12 protein-coding genes are annotated in these 18772 nt (G+C 38.5%); all 12 read right to left on the bottom strand.

Annotation, left to right across the window (positions count from 1 at the left end; genetic code table 11):
- Position 1: 1 nt before the first annotated feature.
- The 12 genes from GQR60_RS10295 to GQR60_RS10240 all read right to left on the bottom strand — a co-directional run bounded on the left by GQR60_RS10295 (position 2) and on the right by GQR60_RS10240 (position 18769).
- On the bottom strand, positions 2-1288 hold the full coding sequence (locus GQR60_RS10295) for a glycoside hydrolase 5 family protein (protein WP_124992838.1): 1287 nt from the start codon (positions 1286-1288) through the stop codon (positions 2-4).
- Positions 1289-1338: 50 nt separating this feature from the next.
- Positions 1339-3939, bottom strand: a complete 2601-nt coding sequence (locus GQR60_RS10290) for a beta-mannosidase (RefSeq protein ID WP_124992837.1) — start codon at positions 3937-3939, stop codon at positions 1339-1341.
- Positions 3940-4011: 72 nt separating this feature from the next.
- Positions 4012-5973 carry a sialate O-acetylesterase gene (locus GQR60_RS10285; protein WP_124992836.1) on the bottom strand — a complete coding sequence of 654 codons (1962 nt, stop codon included), beginning with the start codon at positions 5971-5973 and terminating at the stop codon, positions 4012-4014.
- A gap of 63 nt (positions 5974-6036) precedes the next feature.
- Positions 6037-6672 carry a GDSL-type esterase/lipase family protein gene (locus GQR60_RS10280; RefSeq protein WP_124992835.1) on the bottom strand — a complete coding sequence of 212 codons (636 nt, stop codon included), beginning with the start codon at positions 6670-6672 and terminating at the stop codon, positions 6037-6039.
- Positions 6673-6721: 49 nt separating this feature from the next.
- Positions 6722-7840 (bottom strand): SGNH/GDSL hydrolase family protein, encoded by a 1119-nt coding sequence (locus tag GQR60_RS10275; RefSeq protein WP_124992834.1) that lies wholly within the window; start codon positions 7838-7840, stop codon positions 6722-6724.
- A 77-nt stretch (positions 7841-7917) separates the two neighbouring features.
- Entirely contained in the window at positions 7918-9291 is a 1374-nt protein-coding gene (locus GQR60_RS10270) for an MFS transporter (protein ID WP_124992833.1), read from the bottom strand.
- 93 nt (positions 9292-9384) lie between these two features.
- On the bottom strand, positions 9385-10596 hold the full coding sequence (locus GQR60_RS10265; protein WP_124992832.1) for a glycoside hydrolase family 27 protein: 1212 nt from the start codon (positions 10594-10596) through the stop codon (positions 9385-9387).
- A gap of 5 nt (positions 10597-10601) precedes the next feature.
- On the bottom strand, positions 10602-11801 hold the full coding sequence (locus tag GQR60_RS10260) for an AGE family epimerase/isomerase (RefSeq protein WP_124992831.1): 1200 nt from the start codon (positions 11799-11801) through the stop codon (positions 10602-10604).
- 182 nt (positions 11802-11983) lie between these two features.
- A complete protein-coding gene (locus GQR60_RS10255) occupies positions 11984-13405 on the bottom strand; it encodes a glycosyl hydrolase (RefSeq protein WP_124992830.1) in 1422 nt (473 codons plus the stop codon).
- A 96-nt stretch (positions 13406-13501) separates the two neighbouring features.
- Positions 13502-15781, bottom strand: a complete 2280-nt coding sequence (locus GQR60_RS10250) for an IPT/TIG domain-containing protein (protein ID WP_101260141.1) — start codon at positions 15779-15781, stop codon at positions 13502-13504.
- 27 nt (positions 15782-15808) lie between these two features.
- Entirely contained in the window at positions 15809-16990 is a 1182-nt protein-coding gene (locus GQR60_RS10245; protein WP_124992829.1) for a glycan-binding surface protein, read from the bottom strand.
- 57 nt (positions 16991-17047) lie between these two features.
- On the bottom strand, positions 17048-18769 hold the full coding sequence (locus GQR60_RS10240) for a RagB/SusD family nutrient uptake outer membrane protein (protein ID WP_218972135.1): 1722 nt from the start codon (positions 18767-18769) through the stop codon (positions 17048-17050).
- Between the last annotated feature and the right edge of the window lie 3 nt (positions 18770-18772).

Below are 18772 nucleotides of genomic sequence, written 5' to 3'. Positions count from 1 at the left end.
ACTAAAATTTAGATTCGCAGCATCGTTTTATGATTGCGAGAGTTGTAGAATCTTTATCATACACTCCATACCATCCCTGCAATTCGTGAGGAGGATCCCCTAAATAAGTATCGCCTTTTTTCCAGAATTTTCCTGGATGTAGTGGTCTTCCTTCTCCTGAATAGGACCAAAAATTTACACCTCTCACCATTCCATTATTCTTTATGGATTCATCTACTTTGTTGAAAATAAATTCGAAAAAACGATCGCGGCAATTGGTCGTTGTGTCGGGAGAAAAAGATGAACCATCGCGGGCAATTCCAAATTCTTCGAGCACTATTGGCTTTTGAAGCTTTTTAGCTGCATCTACGTGAACATCCCAATAAGAATTTACCTTTTGAAGCATTTCAGTGTATACCGAATCGCTTTGTTCGGGACTATACCAACCCCAATTTTGTGCCCAGATGTGCATGGTTATGTAATCGATATTCGAATCGTCGTTATCAATTAAAACATTAACCCCGGAAACCAAATCGGCCGTATTTCCTTCGGTACCCAAACTCACCAAATGATTTGAATCAAGACTTTTGATATAGGCTGAAGTGGCACGCGTCCATTTCTGCAGTTGCTTAGGCACATCGTAACCCCGTGGTTCGTTCGCCAATTGCCAGGCCATAATCACAGCATCATCTTTATAGGCTTTTCCGGTTATCGAATTAATTCTGCCAATAATGGTTTTAATATGATTCTTCATCATCTCCTGCGCCGAATCGTTGCTAAAAAACTGTTTGGAGTAGTCGGTGAACTGCTGCCACGAAGTTGGAGGCTCCTGAGGATAGGGAACTTCCCCCATACCTGCCCAACGCAGATACTGAGGAAATCCCCCACTCCAGGTCCAGAAATTACCAAGCACCATAACCGCTTTCATCTCTCTTTTTCCCATTTCGGCAAGTAGAAAATCCAATCCTTGCCATATATCATTATTATACACTCCCGGAGCCGTTTGCAGGGCTGGATGGATACAGTAGCGCATAGCAGAGTCCGCTTCACTTGCAGCCAATATCCGCAAATTGGTAATCCCCAATTCCTGCATTTCATCCAGTTCCCTTACTAATCGCTGCTGATCGCCCGATTGAGGCGCTCCCAGATTCATTCCCTGCCAATAATTGGCTCCTTTAAAGTTATATTCCTTTCCGTTTAGTGTGAATCCATTGTTAGCCACTTTAACAAAGTTGGCTTCATGTTTTTGCTGACAAGCAGAAAAAACGATGAGTAAACCGGCTAATAAAAAGAGTAGAGTCTTGTTCATAATTTTTATAAGTTTATGCACCAATACTTTTTTAGGTGCTGTAGTTTTTCTTACTCGGAAATTTGCTGCAAATGCCTTATTTGCAAATCGCTTTGCTTTGGTAAATCATTTCCTGTCAATTCTATTGTTCGTTTTTCGCCCGGCAGTAAATCAAAGTAATTATCGGAACATCTAATATCTGAATCCTTAAAACTCAGGTACAAGTCGCGAACTAATTTATCGGCTGAAACTTGAATAAAGTGCCTGTCTTCTTTTTCGATCAATTGTACGTCAATCTTAGCTTCGGGCAAAAGTTGATCTTTTGGTTTGGCAAAATAGTACCTGCCGTCAGCCAGAAGCCGATCCTCTTCTTTTACTTCCATTTGCAGCACAACCGACTTTTTATCGAATTTACCAAGTAGATCAGCAAGACTGCTTTTGAAAAGTACCGAACTGGTATTGGCTTTCAAATCAACATAAATTTCCTGTTTGAACAATTGTTCTCCTTCAAAACTGATCAGATTCAGACTCAAAACACCCTTCTTCCCAACCAATAAATCTGAAACACCATAAATGGACAGAGTATCATTTTTTGCAAAAGCAGATACCAAAACGGGTTTATATGCTTTTCGAACCATGTAATGCATGGCTTTCCATTTGTGATAATAATCGGTACTGCTCCAACTGGCAACCGGCCAGCAATCATTAATCTGCCAGTAAAGAGTTCCCATGCAATAAGGTCTGGCCCGCCGGTGTGCCTCAACAGCGGTTTTTATTCCCCTTGCCTGCAATACCTGACTCATGTATAGAAATTCCTCAAAATCAGCGGGTACTTTGTAATCCCAACCCATGTATTCTTTAATGCGTAAATTACCTATTCCGCTTCGCTGATGAGAAGCCATCACTTCTGATTCAATGTTGTAATCTTCGGGTAAGGTGTACTTTTTCACCGTTTCGAAATCGGGGAAAGATTGAAAACCGTATTCGCTCATAAAACGAGCTTTGTATTTGTCAAAATCCTCGAACGGATGCAATCCGTGCCACACGCCCCAATAGTGCATATCTCCGCTCCTGCTGTCGTAAGCCGCATGCTTTTCGGGTTCGAATCCTGCCTGTGGTGACGATGGCCAATAGTCATCTCCATCTGTATATTCCGCAACTGCGTCCGGTAAAATGGCATGGAAAATATCCATGTATGCCTTTTGAATTTCTTCCCGTTGTTCTTCGTTATATAATTCTTTCCAACCCCAACCGGCTTTGGAAAAATAACTCCAGGCAGTATTTATTTCGTTGTTTCCGCACCAAAGGGCAATGGATGGATGATTGCGCAAACGCACAATATTGTCTTTGGCTTCCTGTTTCACATTTTCTAAAAATTCCTCGTTGCCCGGATACATGGAGCAGGCAAACATGAAATCCTGCCAAACCATAATGCCGTTTTTATCGCACAGATCATAGAAAATATCGTTCTCGTATGTGCCGCCACCCCAAACACGAAGCATGTTCATGTTGGCATCTTTTGCATCGGTAATTACCTTTTCGTAATCTGCTTTGCTAACCCGTGGCAAAAAATTATCATTGGGAATGTAATTTGCACCTTTTGCAAATACTGCCACGCCATTTAGTTCAAAATAGAACGACTCCCCTGCCTCATCTTTTTCCCGAACCAGCTTCAGACTTCTCAATCCTGTGCTTAGCACGTATTTAGATATCACCGAATTGTCCTTCACCAATTGAGCTTCGAATTGGTACCTGTTCGGCTCACCCAATCCGTTCGACCACCACAATTTCGGATTTTCGATATTGAATGGAACAGAAATCAAACTGTTTCCTTTTTCAATTTCAACCTGCTTATTCAGCAATTCTTTGCCGGTAGATTGATCTTTTACGATTACTTTTCCTGTAAAAGCTTCGTTTGCTTCCACAGTAAAATCAGCAATCAGTTTTGCCTGCTCTTTCTTTACCGATTTTTGCTGAATGAACACATCTTTAATACGAGCTTCATCCCAGGCTTTAAGCTCAATTGGCCGCCAAATACCTGAAGTCACGAAACGCGGTCCCCAATCCCAGCCATAATGATAACCGGCTTTGCGTGTGAAAACCGACACTTTTTTGTCGCCCAACCCGCCATTTTCTGATTGATCGTTACCCGCAGGATATGTATAGGCTGATGCATTCAATAATTCCAATCCTTTTTTAACAGGAGAATGAAAATAAATGCGAAGTTGATTCTCACCTGCTTTTACCAGACTTTTAATATCTATTTCCCATTCCCGAAACATATTATCGGCTTTCAACACCAACGAACCATTAACATACACATCGGCATAAGTATCCAATCCTTTAAAATCGAGACGCAGATTTTGCCTGCTGATTTCCTTTTCGGATAATTGAAAAGAACTGCTGTATTCCCAATCCTCTTTATCAATCCATTGCTGATTTTTTTCGTTTGTACGATAAAACGGATCTTCAATCTGTTTATTCGCAAGCAAATCGGTATGAATGGTTCCGGGTACTGCTGCTTTTCCTGCCAACTCACCATTTACCTGATGATAAGTCCAGTTAGAGTTTAATTCCCTTGTTTCCATGTTTTGAATTTCATTGGGTTGACATGCATTGAATAGTCCTGTAAAAAATAGTAATGCCATTAAATTCAACCTGTAATTGTTCATGAGCTTGTTGTGGTTTTTACAAAGTTTATTTTGATAATAATTCTATTAGTTCCTCCGGACGTTCATCGGAATCTACAATTTCGCTTCAAAAGGACCCGCTGGTAATTTCGCAGAATTGATTAAGTTGCAATCGGGATTGGAACTCCATGCGTAACGCACCGAAATAGGTTCTGTCACCTGATCCGAACTAAGAATGATTGTATTCTTATCAATTTTAGCCTTTGCCCAATGGTAAACTCCATCTTTTCCGGCAATTGCAAAACCTGTTACCTCTCTGTTATCCGAAGCTGTGAGCCCTTTGTAACAATGATCAAATTCTACAACGAGAGAAGAATTTTTAGCAAGCATCGCTTTATAAGTGGGACCGCAATAAGGGATATTCTCGCCATAAACTTTGTTTCGAGCCCACAAAGCCAAACGTTTTCCAACATCCTGTTTGTTGCCTGGATGAATGTTTTTACCATCTCCTATATCAACAGCTACGGCCATTCCTGTGTTTGGTAATTTAAGGGTTAAACGCTGCGCCTCGCGAAGTTCGGCCCAACTATCATTCACGGGTTCCGTATTTCGCTTCAGATAAGAAGCCAGCTGTACAAAAACAAAGGGAAAATCCTCTCCGCCCCATTTGCTCCTCCAGTCATTAATCATAGCAGGAAATAATTCTTTGTACTGCTTTGCTCTGCCGGTATTGCTTTCTCCCTGATACCAAATTACACCACGAAAACTGTATGGAATTAAAGGATTAATCATGGCATTAAACAATACTGTTGGTTGATTGGGATCGTTTAGTTCCATTGGAATTGTTTTAATGTCTTTTAAATCATATCCGACCTTACACTTCCAGTTTTTAGCCAATTCCATTCTAAATCCATCTTCCGATGTTAAAGCAAAATGAGAAGCTTCTCCCATAAAACCACCGGCACCACGATAATCGGATAAACGAATTGCAATTACATTTTTACCGGGTTTTACCAAATTCGAAGCCAGCTTGTATTGTCTGGGAACATCCCATTCGGTGCTCTCTCCCACTTTTACACCATTAAACCATGTTTCATCGGCATCGTCAGGCGCGGCAATGTGCAAAGTCATTTCTTTATTCGCATTTTCATCAGAAATACTGATGGTTTTTCTGAACCAAATACTTCCGTCAACAGATCCAATTTTAGTGCTTTCTACCATACCCGGCAGATTCATTGGCATCCAATCTGCATCATTCAAATCAACCGAAGCAAAAATGGTATCCTTACCATTAATTCCTTTATCGGCCTCGCCTGTTTCCTGAATAAAAGCAGCAAGGTCTTTTTTGTATTTTAGTTCCAACTCTTCTTTGGATGTTGGATTTTTTTCAATTTGAAGTACTTTCTCCCGAAAATCAGCTATGTTTTTTAAGGTTTCAGCACTCGTCCAGGCTTCGGCTACGGTTCCTCCCCAAGCTGTCTGGATTAACCCAATGGGCATATTTAAATTTTCAAGCAAATCGCGGCCAAAGAAATAAGCAACTGCCGAAAATTTTTTACAGCTCTCGGGAGTGCATGTTTTCCATCCTTTCGATTCCATTTTTGTTTCAGGCTGAAAAGATGTGTTTCGGTCAACCATAAAAAAGTGGAGGTTTGGACGATCTGCATTGGCAACCTCCTCTTCAGCATTGTTAACATGAGCCCAATTGCCTAAAAGCGGCATTTCCATATTCGATTGACCGGAACAGATCCAAACTTCGCCCACATAAACATCTTTAATTTCCAATGTTTCATTTTTGGTTTTCACCGTCAGGTTATTCGGACCACCATAAACTTCAGAATCAAGTTCAATTTTCCATTTTCCATTTCCATCTGCGACTGCTTGTTTTTGCTGATCTCTGAAGAGAACAGTAATTTTTTCGTTAGCCGGAGCTTCACCAAATACAGAAACAGGCTTATCGCGCTGAATAACCATACCATCACCAAATAGCGGAGACAGACTTATTTCCTGAGCAAAACAGTTCGCGCCTGAAAATATCAGTGTGAACAAAAAAATGACAAATTTATAATGTTTCATATGTTTTTTTAATTTTATTATGAATTCAAAACCATGAACAAATTCCTTGAATCCTTACTATATCTATTTACTAATAGCCTCACCAACAATTTCAGACATCCGTTTGTACCCAATTTTATTAGGATGAATTTTGTCCGGAAACAAATCTTCATTATTGTACATCGCAGAATGCAAATCAATCAATTTAACATCTCTTTGAGTTAAAATGGAATCGATAACAGGAATAACGCCATTTACAATAACTGAATCACGAATACCCCAAACCTGAGCAAATGCACGCGGCGGATAACAAACAAAAATCTGCATTTTCGGATTGGTGGTTTTAAGAGTATCAATCATACTCAAATAATTGGAATAGAATTCATTGCCATATTGATCCCAATTCTGAGGCTTTGAATCATTGGTTCCCAATAATATTATTGCGACATCGGCATTATACTGCAGTGCCTCGGTAAAAGCGCTTTCTTTCCAAAGGGGAAAGTCTCCTTTTTTCAACATGGTTCTGCCACCAACACCAAAATTTCTCACCTCTTTGTTTTCACCCAACATTGCGTTCATCTGATTTGGATAAGAATCCTGATTATCTCTTCCAAATCCTTGCGTAATACTATCGCCAATACATGCAATTTTAACAACATGCTCCTTACAGCCAAATAAACAGAAGCAACTTAGAAGACTTACAATTAGAAATTTTCTCATTTTATCTTATTTAAATTAATTTATATCAAAAATATAAATCCATTTGGGCTTACCAACACATTAGTTTTCTAAGTTCCATTTCCAATTCGTCAGCAATCAAAGCATGATCATCAATATTGGGATGAGTGTCACAACCTCTGATATACCTGTTTTTAAAGAAATATTTACTCACTTTGTTATCTCCTTCACTCTTTCTTCTTTCTACTACACTGTTGATGTATTTTTTCAGGACATCATTTAAAGTTTTATCGCCCATTGGACTTGTTAAACATACAATTTGCGTTTCTGGATAATAGGTTCTAATCAGCTTTATAAAATTAAGGTAGGCATTACAAAACAAGGTAGAATCCTGAATCCCATCATTCTGTCCCAGGCAAATCGTCAGTACATCTGGAATGTATTTGTCAAAATCCCAATTTTTGCCATCAATACCCAAACTTGTTCGGTGAAATACTTCAGGCATTTCCGTTGATGATCCGCAACAACTATGAACCAGTCCAATTCCCGAAACAGAAGTCAAATGCCATTGTGCATTTAATCTTCTGGCCGTTCTCGGGCCATAAGCCATATAAGCATTGTGTTGATCGTACCATTCTGAAGTGCCGCATTTTTTATAGGATTCGTCGCTGCCCATACCGCATGTAATTGAATTTCCGATGCACTCAATCTTTCTTTCGGATGATAATTTGCCGGGCATAATCGATGCACAGTGAATCTCTTTTATTTTTATGTATCCGATACCAGCTTCGGTATCCTTGCAGATTAAAACCGTGTGTTCACCGGAATCTAAATTTGTCGGAAGAGAGATTGTATCCAACTTTCCACTAAGTCTGATGCGGTTCTCAATTGAATTATCAATTACCAATTCTATAAAATTATGATTTCCCCATAGGTTTTCATCCTCAATAATAAACCGGCAAGAATTCCCTTTAAAACGAAACCGGAGATAAGCTCCAGGAGCCCACACCTTTGGGCATTGACCGCTAAAGTCCCAGCGACCTATGTATTCTATATTTTCATTCGAAAAATTCACTGATACTAAATCAGATTCGCAATTTTGATTTTGAGAAATCGCAGGCAAAACAAAATTAGAATTTCCATTTTGTCCCAATGCTGAAAAATGCATGCCTATTACCAATCCTAATATGTATAAATATTTTGTCCTCATTACTATTCTCCAATTTACTTCAACAAGATGTTTTTAACTACTTTCAATTCCATAGGTGTTAGACACTTCAACTTATATTATTGACGCTTTTCAGCCAATTCGGAAATTACCTGTTTCATATATTTATCGCTCAATTTATACAGCAATAAAAACAGAGCAGAAAGCGCGGCACCAATGGCTGGATAAATACTAATCATCAAACGAATTCCTTTTAATGATTCGAAAGATTGTTCAGCATTGGCCTCAAAACCATAAGCGGCCAACAACCAACCTGTAACGGCGCCTCCAAGTGTCCATCCCATTTTTTGCGACATTGATGAAGATGAAAACACCAATCCAGTAGCGCGTCGTCCGGTTTTCCATTCCGAATAATCGGCAATATCAGCGTACATCGACCAGATTAGCGGCAATACAATTCCAGCTGTTACTCCAATAAAAATGTTGAGCAGAAAAATCAATCCTATTTGTCCGGGTTGCAGCCAATATAGGGCAATACTGAAGAACGATGCCAAAACCATTGCTCCGATAAAGGTTTTCTTCTTTCCTATTCTTGCTGAAACGGGTTTGGCTAACAAAACTCCTATCATATTTGTTACCAACCAAATGGTCATATATGCACCCGCCAATTTATCCCACTTCATTTCTCCAAGTAAAGGAACTGTTTGATCTTTGATAAAATATTTGAAGTAATACATGATGCTTCCATCGCGAAGAGAATTGAAGATCAGCACAGCAATACCAGCGCCAAGCATAATAAACCACTGTGCATTTTTCCCCAAATCTTTTACATCTTTCCAAATCGAATTTTTCACTTCCAATGGCTTTACTCTCTCTTTTGTCCACAAATAGGTCATGATGAAAAAGAAAGCTGCTACAACAGCATAAATTGCAACAGAATATTGATAGCTGCCTGCTTCACTTGAACCTATTTCCCTAAAAAAATCCAATAAATATGGAATAGAAGCAGTCATGAAGATTCCCCCGGAATAGGCACCAATAAATCTGAAGGAAGCCAAAGATGTTCTTTCATCCGAATTATCGGTCATTACTCCCATTAAGGAAGAATAAGGAACATTAATTGCCGTGTACACCATCATCATTAAGGTATAAGTTACATAGGCGTAAATCAATTTCCCTGACGGACCAAATTCCGGAGTGGAAAAGGTTAAAACCCCAATAATTCCAAACGGAATGGCAACCCATAAAAGATAGGGTCTGAATTTTCCTTTCGATGTACTGGTTCTATCTGCAACAATTCCCATAATCGGGTCATTCAATCCATCCCACAAACGAGTCAATAACAACATTGTTCCAACTGATGCAGGAGATAACTCAACCACATCAGTGTAAAAAATCATGAGAAACATGGAGAAGATCTTCCAAAACATAGAAGATGCAAAATCGCCAAAACTATATCCAATTTTTTCTTTTAAACAGATTTTCTGATCCATTCTATTCGCTTTTAGTGGAGCTGTGTATAAATACTCCAGATAGGTTCGTACTTGCAAATGCCATTCAACACAGCTTCCCGTTTGCTGGTTTTATTATTTCTGAGGACTAAGTTTTAGCAATAAAACATCATGCCCTTTAATTTTTGACTCAAAATTTTTATTGGTTAACCCGATATTTTTGGATGCATACAGATCGTACATCGAGTAACTTTTGTATTTCTTTTCCAATTGCTTGTGAGTTAGCTGATCGTTTATTGGATGTTTCCACCAATCATAGGAAAGGAGTAATTCATCGTTGCTCATGTTAATAAAAGCCACAGCCCATTCTCCATTGGCAAGAGGTTTCACCCAGATTTCCAATTCCAGACTTTTCAGATGGCAATAAGCTTGAATACCCAAAACATCCTGATTGACTGCAATTACATTTTTATTTTCGATTGTTTTCAATGTTTCGTTAGACATGCTGCGGAGGTCGTTTCCTAAAATCAGAGGCGAGGTCAACAAACTCCACATGGCAAAATGTACACGATCTTCCGAATCCGTCATGCCGTTCCCGACCTCCATCATGTCTAAATCGTTCCAATGACCCGGGCCTGCGAATTTCCGGAGGTCTTTACGTAGATTAATAATTGGCCAAATGCCTCGTGATGACCAGTTTCCATGACCTACTTCACAATCCCAGCAATTGGTAATATCGCCAGTTACTCTCCACAAATGTCCAATATCCTTTGCCCATTTCCAAGGCTCATTATCGCCCCATTCGCAAATACTGAAAACAATTGGTTGTTTGCTTGCATGCAAGGCATCTCTCATGGTTTCATAAGCTCCTTTTGCATTTAAATTTTCGGTATTGCACCAGTCATATTTCAAAAAATCAATTCCCCATTCGGCGAAAAGTTTAGCATCCTGATACTCAAAACCACGGCTACCAGGATAACCAGCACAGGTTTGATTTCCGGCACATTCGTACAAACCAAATTTTAACCCTTTTGAATGCACATAATCAACAATGGATTTTATTCCTCCAGGAAATTTCTTTGGATCCGGAACCAGATTGTTATTTTCATCTCTTTCCTTAGCCATCCAGCCGTCATCCAATACAATATATTCATATCCGGCTTCTTTTAATCCTAATTCAACAAAAGCATCAGCGGTTTGCATTACCAACTGCTCATTTATATCTGTACCAAATGTATTCCAACTATTCCAACCCATAGGTGGAGTTAAAGCCAAATTCTCTGCTTTTTGAGCATTCACGCAAATGCTGAACACAATCATTATTAGTAATAAAAACAATTTTCTCATTCTGATTATTCTTTTAGTCTGCTATAACTTTCAATTAGTGCTCTGGTATTATGGTACGGACATTTCCAAAATCCTACTTTGCAATCACTGGCTACAGGTTTTCCTGCTGCATCAACCCGCCAAAACCATTCTCCACCCTTACCATCTTTAATATTGGCTTTAACAAATGTCCATATTTGAATGGCTCTGTCTAAATACTTTTTATTTCCTGTTATTTTGTATGTATCCACCAAGCCTATAATCGCCTCGGCTTGAACCCACCAGTGCTTATCTTTATCAATAACCCCATCAATTTTCTCGTAAAAAACACTGCCATCACGATCCATTCCGTCATGAATAACTTTATCGGTTACCTGAACGGCTATTGTTTCCATTTTCTCAATCCATTTCTCATCATGAATCACTCTTGCCGCATCGCTAAGCAGCCAAGCCGATTCAATATTGTGTCCAAAGGATATTTCATTGGATTTTACGGTCCAATCCATATCAAAAAACAATTGAAACTGGAAGGTTTGTTGATTAAGAATACGATTGTAAAATATCGCCAGCAAATCTTTAATGCTATTCTTCAATTCAATATTTTCCCATACTTTATACAAATTAGTGTAGGGTTCAATAATATGAAGGTGAGTATTCATTGACTTTGGCTCATTGGCATCTTTTGTGCTCAATCGCATATCACTTAATGGTTTCCAATCCTTACTCAAAGCTTCCACATAACCTCCAAATTCATCATCTTTGTATTTACTTTCCAATAAATAGAAAAGATTTATTGCATGTGTAAGGCTCCTTTGATCTTTTGATGCTTTGTAATATTCGGAGAAAGCATAAATCCCAAATCCTTGTGCATAAGCTTGTTTTCTATCATCAACCACCTGTCCGGCAGTATCAACTGCCCAAAACAAACCGCCGTTATCATGATCAAAAAAATAGGTGAGGATATAATCGAAAGCCCGCTTGGCTATTTCAAGATACCGCTCATTCTTACAGTAATTATAAGCGGATGAAAATGTCCACAAAATTCTTGTGTTTAACACAACCCCTTTTGCAATTTTACTATTCACCACCCCGCTATTATCAATCTCTCCTAAAAAACCACCATTGTGCTTGTCAATTGTACTTTCTGCCCAATAATCAAGTATATCAAACCATTCTTTTTTAATTTCATCTAGGAATTGCTCCAATGAATCATTTTCTTCACTCATTTTCAATCTATTAATTCATTTTGGAATCTGTATAAAAACATGAAACCCGCAAAATATTTATGTCTTTCAATTGATAGGTTATTGTATTGCTCCCAGCTACGTACTTGCCAAAATTTCTCAATATCAATAACTTTTATCCGATTTTATTTGGACTTGCGCCTTAAACCAAACGCATTCCTTATTTACTTTAAATCAGGAATTTGATCACGGGTAAGTACATAACTATTACTAAATGCATTTGTCCACCACGCGGCATTGGCATGTTCATGATCTGTACTGGTAAAATCCACCTCATTGATATCATTTGTCCTATCATAATCGTACCAAGGCATATAATAGACCCATTTAGCTCCGGCATCCCATTGTTCTGATACATCGGCCGTGTTGCCACACTCACTTAGGGTGATCATTTTAGTAGGATAAGTTTGCTGTATTGTATTGAATTGATCAGCAATAGAAGTAGCCTCGGTATTATTATAAATGTCTCTTCCAACGATATCCACATACTCGTCACCAGGATAAAAGTCGCTGTCTTTTGTCTGTGTAGTCCACACCCATATCAAATTGTTCAATCCGGCATCCTGAAAATGGCTAAACATATAAATCCACAATTTTTTGTAGGCCACGGAACCATTTGCGCCCCACCAAAACCAAGCTTTCCCATCGGTATATTCGTGAATATTACCTGCAGCCTCGTGCAAAGGACGCCATAACACCGGAATATTCTTTTGCTTAAGCAGCAGCAAATAATCGGTTATTTTTTCAAGATTAGCCTTTACAAAATCATTTTCCCAGGTTCCTTCAATAGTTGCATTTGAAGCCTTAAAAGTTGTTTCATCCGGTTTGTAAGTATAATCTGTTGAACCTTCGTAGGTAGGAATCAACCAGTGCCATCCTGCACTTATAATTCCATTATTGTTCCACCAGTCTTCTACTGCTGAAATATCAGAATAGTCGATCCAACTTGCCGGAGAAGACATAAGATGGATATAATCAAACGTGTTTATCGCAGGATATTTCCCAGTTTGTGAATAAACCCATTCAGCCTCATTAAAATTCCAGTTTACATTGGCCATCGTTGCGGAAATTATTTTTTCTCCGTAGTTGTCTTTTAAAAAGGCATAAAGATTTGTTGCTTCAGAGGAAGGATTAGTAACAGCAAGATTATTTGTAATACCAATCGCCTGACTTGCCCCTGTTGTGAAACGAATTAAAATTTGCTCTGAATTTACCGCTCCATTTATTCTTTTAAAAGCAAAGGCATCAACAAGCAATGTGTATTCTGTTTCAGGTTGAAGAGTTGAAAAACTTACTGTCACAATATTTTCTTCGGCCGTTGCGTTGTTTACAACATCGCCATTTAAATAAATTTTTGATTTTGAAACAACAATTAGATTGCTTTCAAACACCAATTGCATAGATGTCGTTTTTGTATCTACCTCTGTAGCTCCATCTTCAGGATTTGAACTTACCAAATGAGGAGTTTCAAGTACAGGAGGTTCATCTGGGCCACTTTCAGCACCGCACGAAACAACAAAAAGCACAAACAAAGCAGGCAACATACTTTTCACTAAACGATTATACAGGAATCTTTTTTGTAGCATTATTGATTATTTTAACCTTATTGCCTTTTTCTCGAAAGAGAAAAGTGGCAATAAGGTTTATTGAACAAATAAATTCAAAATTGAATTAAAATTTTATTAGGATCCGATAGAAACTTCTGTTGCAGTATAATCATGCCCACCAATTATCAATCCTCCCGATTGCAATGCTGTTAAAATATCTGCTGTAATCGTCAGTTCAAAATCTCCGCTTATATCGAAGTAATCCGTTCCTGCAGCTATTTCTGTCCATGAGCCATTTTTTAACGAACCTTGTGCCCCAGTCAGAACATCTATGGTTTTTACGTAAATTACATCACCAACATTTGCAGAAGTAAAGAGATCGGCAGATAATTGAATATTTCCTGACCAATCACCAGGCATTACTTGTGAGCCTGTCCAAACCGTTTCAGAAGCTGAGGCCACGAAAGTAATAACAGACACCTTCGATATAACCAAATTTTGGCCTTGTATTATCGTAGCAGTTTCAGACCATCCGTCACTTGTATTTAATATCTGATCCAGAAATTCCTGTGTCAGCTCCATTTCATAAGATGTTTGGGCTGCATCGCTAAACTCCAGCATGGCTTGTTCTCCCCAATTTGCATCATTAATCTGCATTTTTCCCGGAGTAGCTGATACGGTAAAATAGAATTTCAAGATTGACCCTGCCTGTACTCCGTCAAAAGAAGGTTTGTAAAGACGAAAAGCTCCACCAGCATCTTCACTTGCCCATGATGCCAAATCATGAGTCTCATTCATAATTACTGTTTCTATACTACTAACACCAATTACTGAGATTGTGTATGAAATACTTCCTGTAGCAGAAATCAAAGTTAAATCGGTATTGCCGTTAGCCTTACTTGGAATAAAAACATACATAGTAGTTCCTTCAACAAAAGAACTAGTCGTATTACCATCCACTTTTACCTCTGTTAATGCGTCCCCATTTACTACATCAATCGAGAATATTTTACCCGAATTAATCTCCGTCTCGGAATCAGGAAGTATTGGAATATAGCAATAATCAGGACTATTTATAGTTATTGCGGAAGTGTTAACCGTTCCTCCGTTGCTCATGGTCAATACCAACACACCTGTTGTGGCCAGCATTGGAACTTTAACGGTTATGCTTGTGCTGGATTCAGGACTTACATCAACGGTTAAATCATTCGCAAAAGTGACAGATTTCACCAAGTCCAAATCAGTACCAGTAATTGTAATGTCGTTATTTGCATCGACCGGATTTGGTGTTATATCGGTTACGACCGATTTTGCCAATACAATAGCATCTGTGGATGCACTTTTACCGGAAGCAGTATTAAGAGCAAGCATTCCATCAATTGCATCATCAGGAATAGTAACGGTTATGCCAGTCCCATCATAAGTGAATTCGGTTATTGCAGTTCCTCCTGCAAACTGCACCGAAGTTGTCAAATCAAGATCAGATCCTGAAATAAGCACTTCAAGTCCAGCTTTGTACCGACTTACAGCAGCAATACTTAGTCCTGATGGAATAATGGTTGTTACAGATTCAGTGCTAACTACTTCAACACCGGAATAAGCCTTCAAAGTAATAGCACCATCCTGAATATAAGCAGAACTTACTACCTCGATAGAGGTTGCGCTCATGCTTACAAAATCTTTAGCCACAACCGATGAATCTCCGGAAAAGATTACTTCTGAAACCAAATCTAGATTTACCCCACTAATCACTATATTATTACCCGCCTTAATTAGTGTTGGTGCGAAACTCGTTAGTACAGGCTGTGAAATGGTTAATTCCAAATCCGAATACAATTGATTCTCATTTGCATCTTCAATGATGATCTTACCCGAAACAGCTTCTTTTGGTACTTTTAAAACTATTTCCTTACGAGATTGAGATACAAAATTAGCCGAATCAACACTTGCACTTCCCTGAAAAACTACTTTTACAATGTTGTTTAGGTAATCGCCGCTAATTGTCACCTCTTCTCCTTCACGAACCGCGGTTTCAGTTGGAGAAATAGAGGTAATTGAGTAAGGTTCAGTATAGCCAATTTTTGATTTTGTTGTAATAGAACCTCCTTTATAGTTTAAAGTCACAAGACCTGGTCTAGCCTCCTGTGGCACTGTAATCGTAATTTCGGAGCTACTAAGCACTGTAATATTGGTAACCTCAATGTTATCCGGTAATACAACAGATGAAACTAAGTCAAGATTTTCCCCTATAAAATGGATATCATTGCCACGTAAAACCGGACTAGGTCCAAATGAATATAGCTCAATCCTTCCACCATTGTCATCGTCTTTGTCGCAAGAAGCCACAAATATACCAGCCAATAGTGTAATGCATATTAATGCTATACGTAATCGATTATATATTATATTTTCCATAACTAAAATTCGTTTTTTGTTCGATTTTTATTTTTTAACATTAACAAGGCGAACATTATCAATCCATAATTTCAACCCGAATTCGGTAGTTGATTCGTTAACATCTCCAAACCACATTACATTTAAATTCTGAAGTTCATCAAAACTTGTAATCGCACGATCTGTTTCCGATTCATCCTTGCTATACTTAAAATCCGAAATTGGCATTGTTACAGTTATCCAACCATCAGTTGTATAATTCTCTGAAACACCATTATTACTATAAGGTTTCCAATGGTATTGAGCATCGGCTCCATCTACATTATGACTGCCATCATTGTCAAACCAAATTAACATGGGTGTATCGTGCCATTCATGACAGAAATATTCAAATTTCAACACATAATCAGTCACTTCACCCACCGAAACAAGAGGTTGTGCATCTGGATTTACATAAAACATTTGAATTGCATTAGATGGCCAGGCCCAAGCACCTGTTGCACCTTCAAAATTCACATACGATCCATCAATTCCATCAACAGAATCAAAACCCGATAAGGACCAGGCATTCCATTCTGAAGTGTTTTCAGCATCAATAAAAATATCACTATCATCTCTGAAAATAAAAGATGTGCGCCCTGTTCCATAATCATTAGTTACAGTAATGTAACCTTTCATCGCTCCATTCGGCACAATAGCTGTAATAGATTCAGCGGTAAAATCAACCACTTCAGCTAGTAAATTACCTGGAAACAAAACCTGTATATCACCATCTGCTTTTGGAAAAAAGTACGAGCCGTAAAGGATTATTTCTGAGTCATCCCCAGCCCATTCGCAACTTACTGCTTTAATCGTTGGAGGAGTAATTTTAGTTGTAAAATCATAAACCAAACTTTTACCTGACAAAGTGGTTAAAGTCATCGTATTTGTAATTTCATTAGGAATTGATCCAGGAACCGTAACAATAATAGAAAATGAAGTTACGTAAGTTGGATTTAGCTTGGCTTGCTGATCATTAAAATAAATGGAAACAACATCCTGCAAATCTTTTCCTATTATTGCAATAGTTTGCCCCATTGAAGCACTAATCAGTAATGAGTCGGAAGCCGCTGCTTCGGTAGGGCGTACGTATTGAATGGACGGTGTGCCTCCATCGTCATCTTTATCACAGGCCGTAAAACCCAATGTTACTATAAATAGGAATGATAATATCTTTAGTATATTTTTCATATGCTTATTTTTTTCTAATCCTTAATTATTAGGAGTTTGCCATAGTTACGATACATTTTATTCACTATAATAATCAACTGCTCCTTCAAGTAAAATAGGCGCTTTTGTAGTTACCTCAGCAGGTAAACTAATGTACATTGATGAACTATTGAAAACTATATTATTAACACGTTCTCCATCCCATTCTCCAGTGTCAGTAGTTTCCCATCCGATTACATAAGAATTTCGATCGTTCTCAAGAACATATTTGTCAGCAGTGGATAATCCATCCAAATTGTTAGTGTTGAAATCAAATTGATACAATTGGTCTCTTTTCATGCTATTCAAATATTCTATAGCAGCAGTGTTATCTCTATAGTAGTAACGTTTTATATCGTACCACGAATTTCCTTCAAAAGCAAATTCCTTGCGACGCTCTTTAATTAAATCAAGAAAGCTTAAAGGAGCTGAGACATTGTAGCCCGCACCCTGCGTATCCAATACTTTATTGATATTTCCGATTGCTGTGGCATCTGATGTTGATTCGCCTAAACCCATTGTTGCTTCGGCATAAAGGAAGTAAACATCGGAAAGTCGCAGAATGTAAATATTGTTACCTGCATCCTGATTTGTACCTACTTGTCCTCCTGTATCAGCGGATTTACCAATAACATACTTTTTAATATGTGCTAACATCCCATTCGTTGATTCTACCTGAGTATCTAAATCATCCGGATCGCGGTATGAGAATTGGTATGTATATCCACCATTGGCCTTGTCTAGATTCTCATAATAATCTCCATGAGTCATATAAGTCCATTTACGGCGGGCATCATTAGGCTGTTCATTAAAAAGTTCCTGCAGTGAAATAGTAGGTCCTTTTCCTGCTCCCCATGTTTGGTCTGCAATACGAGATCCCCGACTCCAATTTACATTGCGTGCATTCCCGTCGCCATAACTTCCTACCATGCATTGAATAGAGAAAAGAGATTCAGAACTGTTATTCGCTTCTACATCAAACATCGAAGAAAAATTATCATACAAAGCAAGGTTCGATTCTTCAATTACCTGACGAGCATACTCCTTCGCTAAAGTAAAATAATCACCATTTGCCTCATAGGCTCCTCTGGTTATGTAAACTTTTGCCAACATACCTAAGGCCGACCATTTGGTTACACGTCCCTCTTCATCCGTATTTGGAAGAATACTTGCAGCAAACTCCAGATCTTCACACATAAACCTATATAGGTTTGATTGTGTATGTTTATTAACGTAAATATCGGCGACGTTTCCTGAAGTAATCAACTCTGTGGCATTTTCAATAATAGGCGCTTCACCCCAATTTTCAGCAATATAATAGTAAGCTACAGCTCTCATGAAACGGGCTTCGCCGAGCGCTTTTTGAATTACATCTTCTGAAACACCATTTAGGCGTGCGGATGATGGCATGTCGTTTATAATCGAGTTAGAAAAAGATACCACACGGTATAAACCTTCCCAGCCAGTATTGTTAAATTTATTACCAGCTCCAACCTGATTGTAATAAAACTGACCTTCGGCATCGTAGGTGTAATAAATATCACCTGCTAATTCGTCTCCTGCCAACCACATAAATTGAGTGTGGAAATCCCACCAAACACTGCCATAAAGCGATGCCGTATTAGCCCTTACGTTGGACTCTGAAGTATAATAGTTTTCTGCAACGAGTGAATCCTGTGGCACCACAGTCAGAAAATCGTCACAACCACCCATTGTCATTACAACAATTAAAAAATATATGATTTTAAATAAATTCTTCATCTT

This window comes from Labilibaculum euxinicum (assembly GCF_009795715.1).
In the GTDB taxonomy this organism is placed as follows: domain Bacteria; phylum Bacteroidota; class Bacteroidia; order Bacteroidales; family Marinifilaceae; genus Labilibaculum; species Labilibaculum euxinus.
The sequence above is the reverse complement of the archived record's forward strand: the minus strand, read 5'-3'. Positions and strand labels throughout refer to the sequence as shown.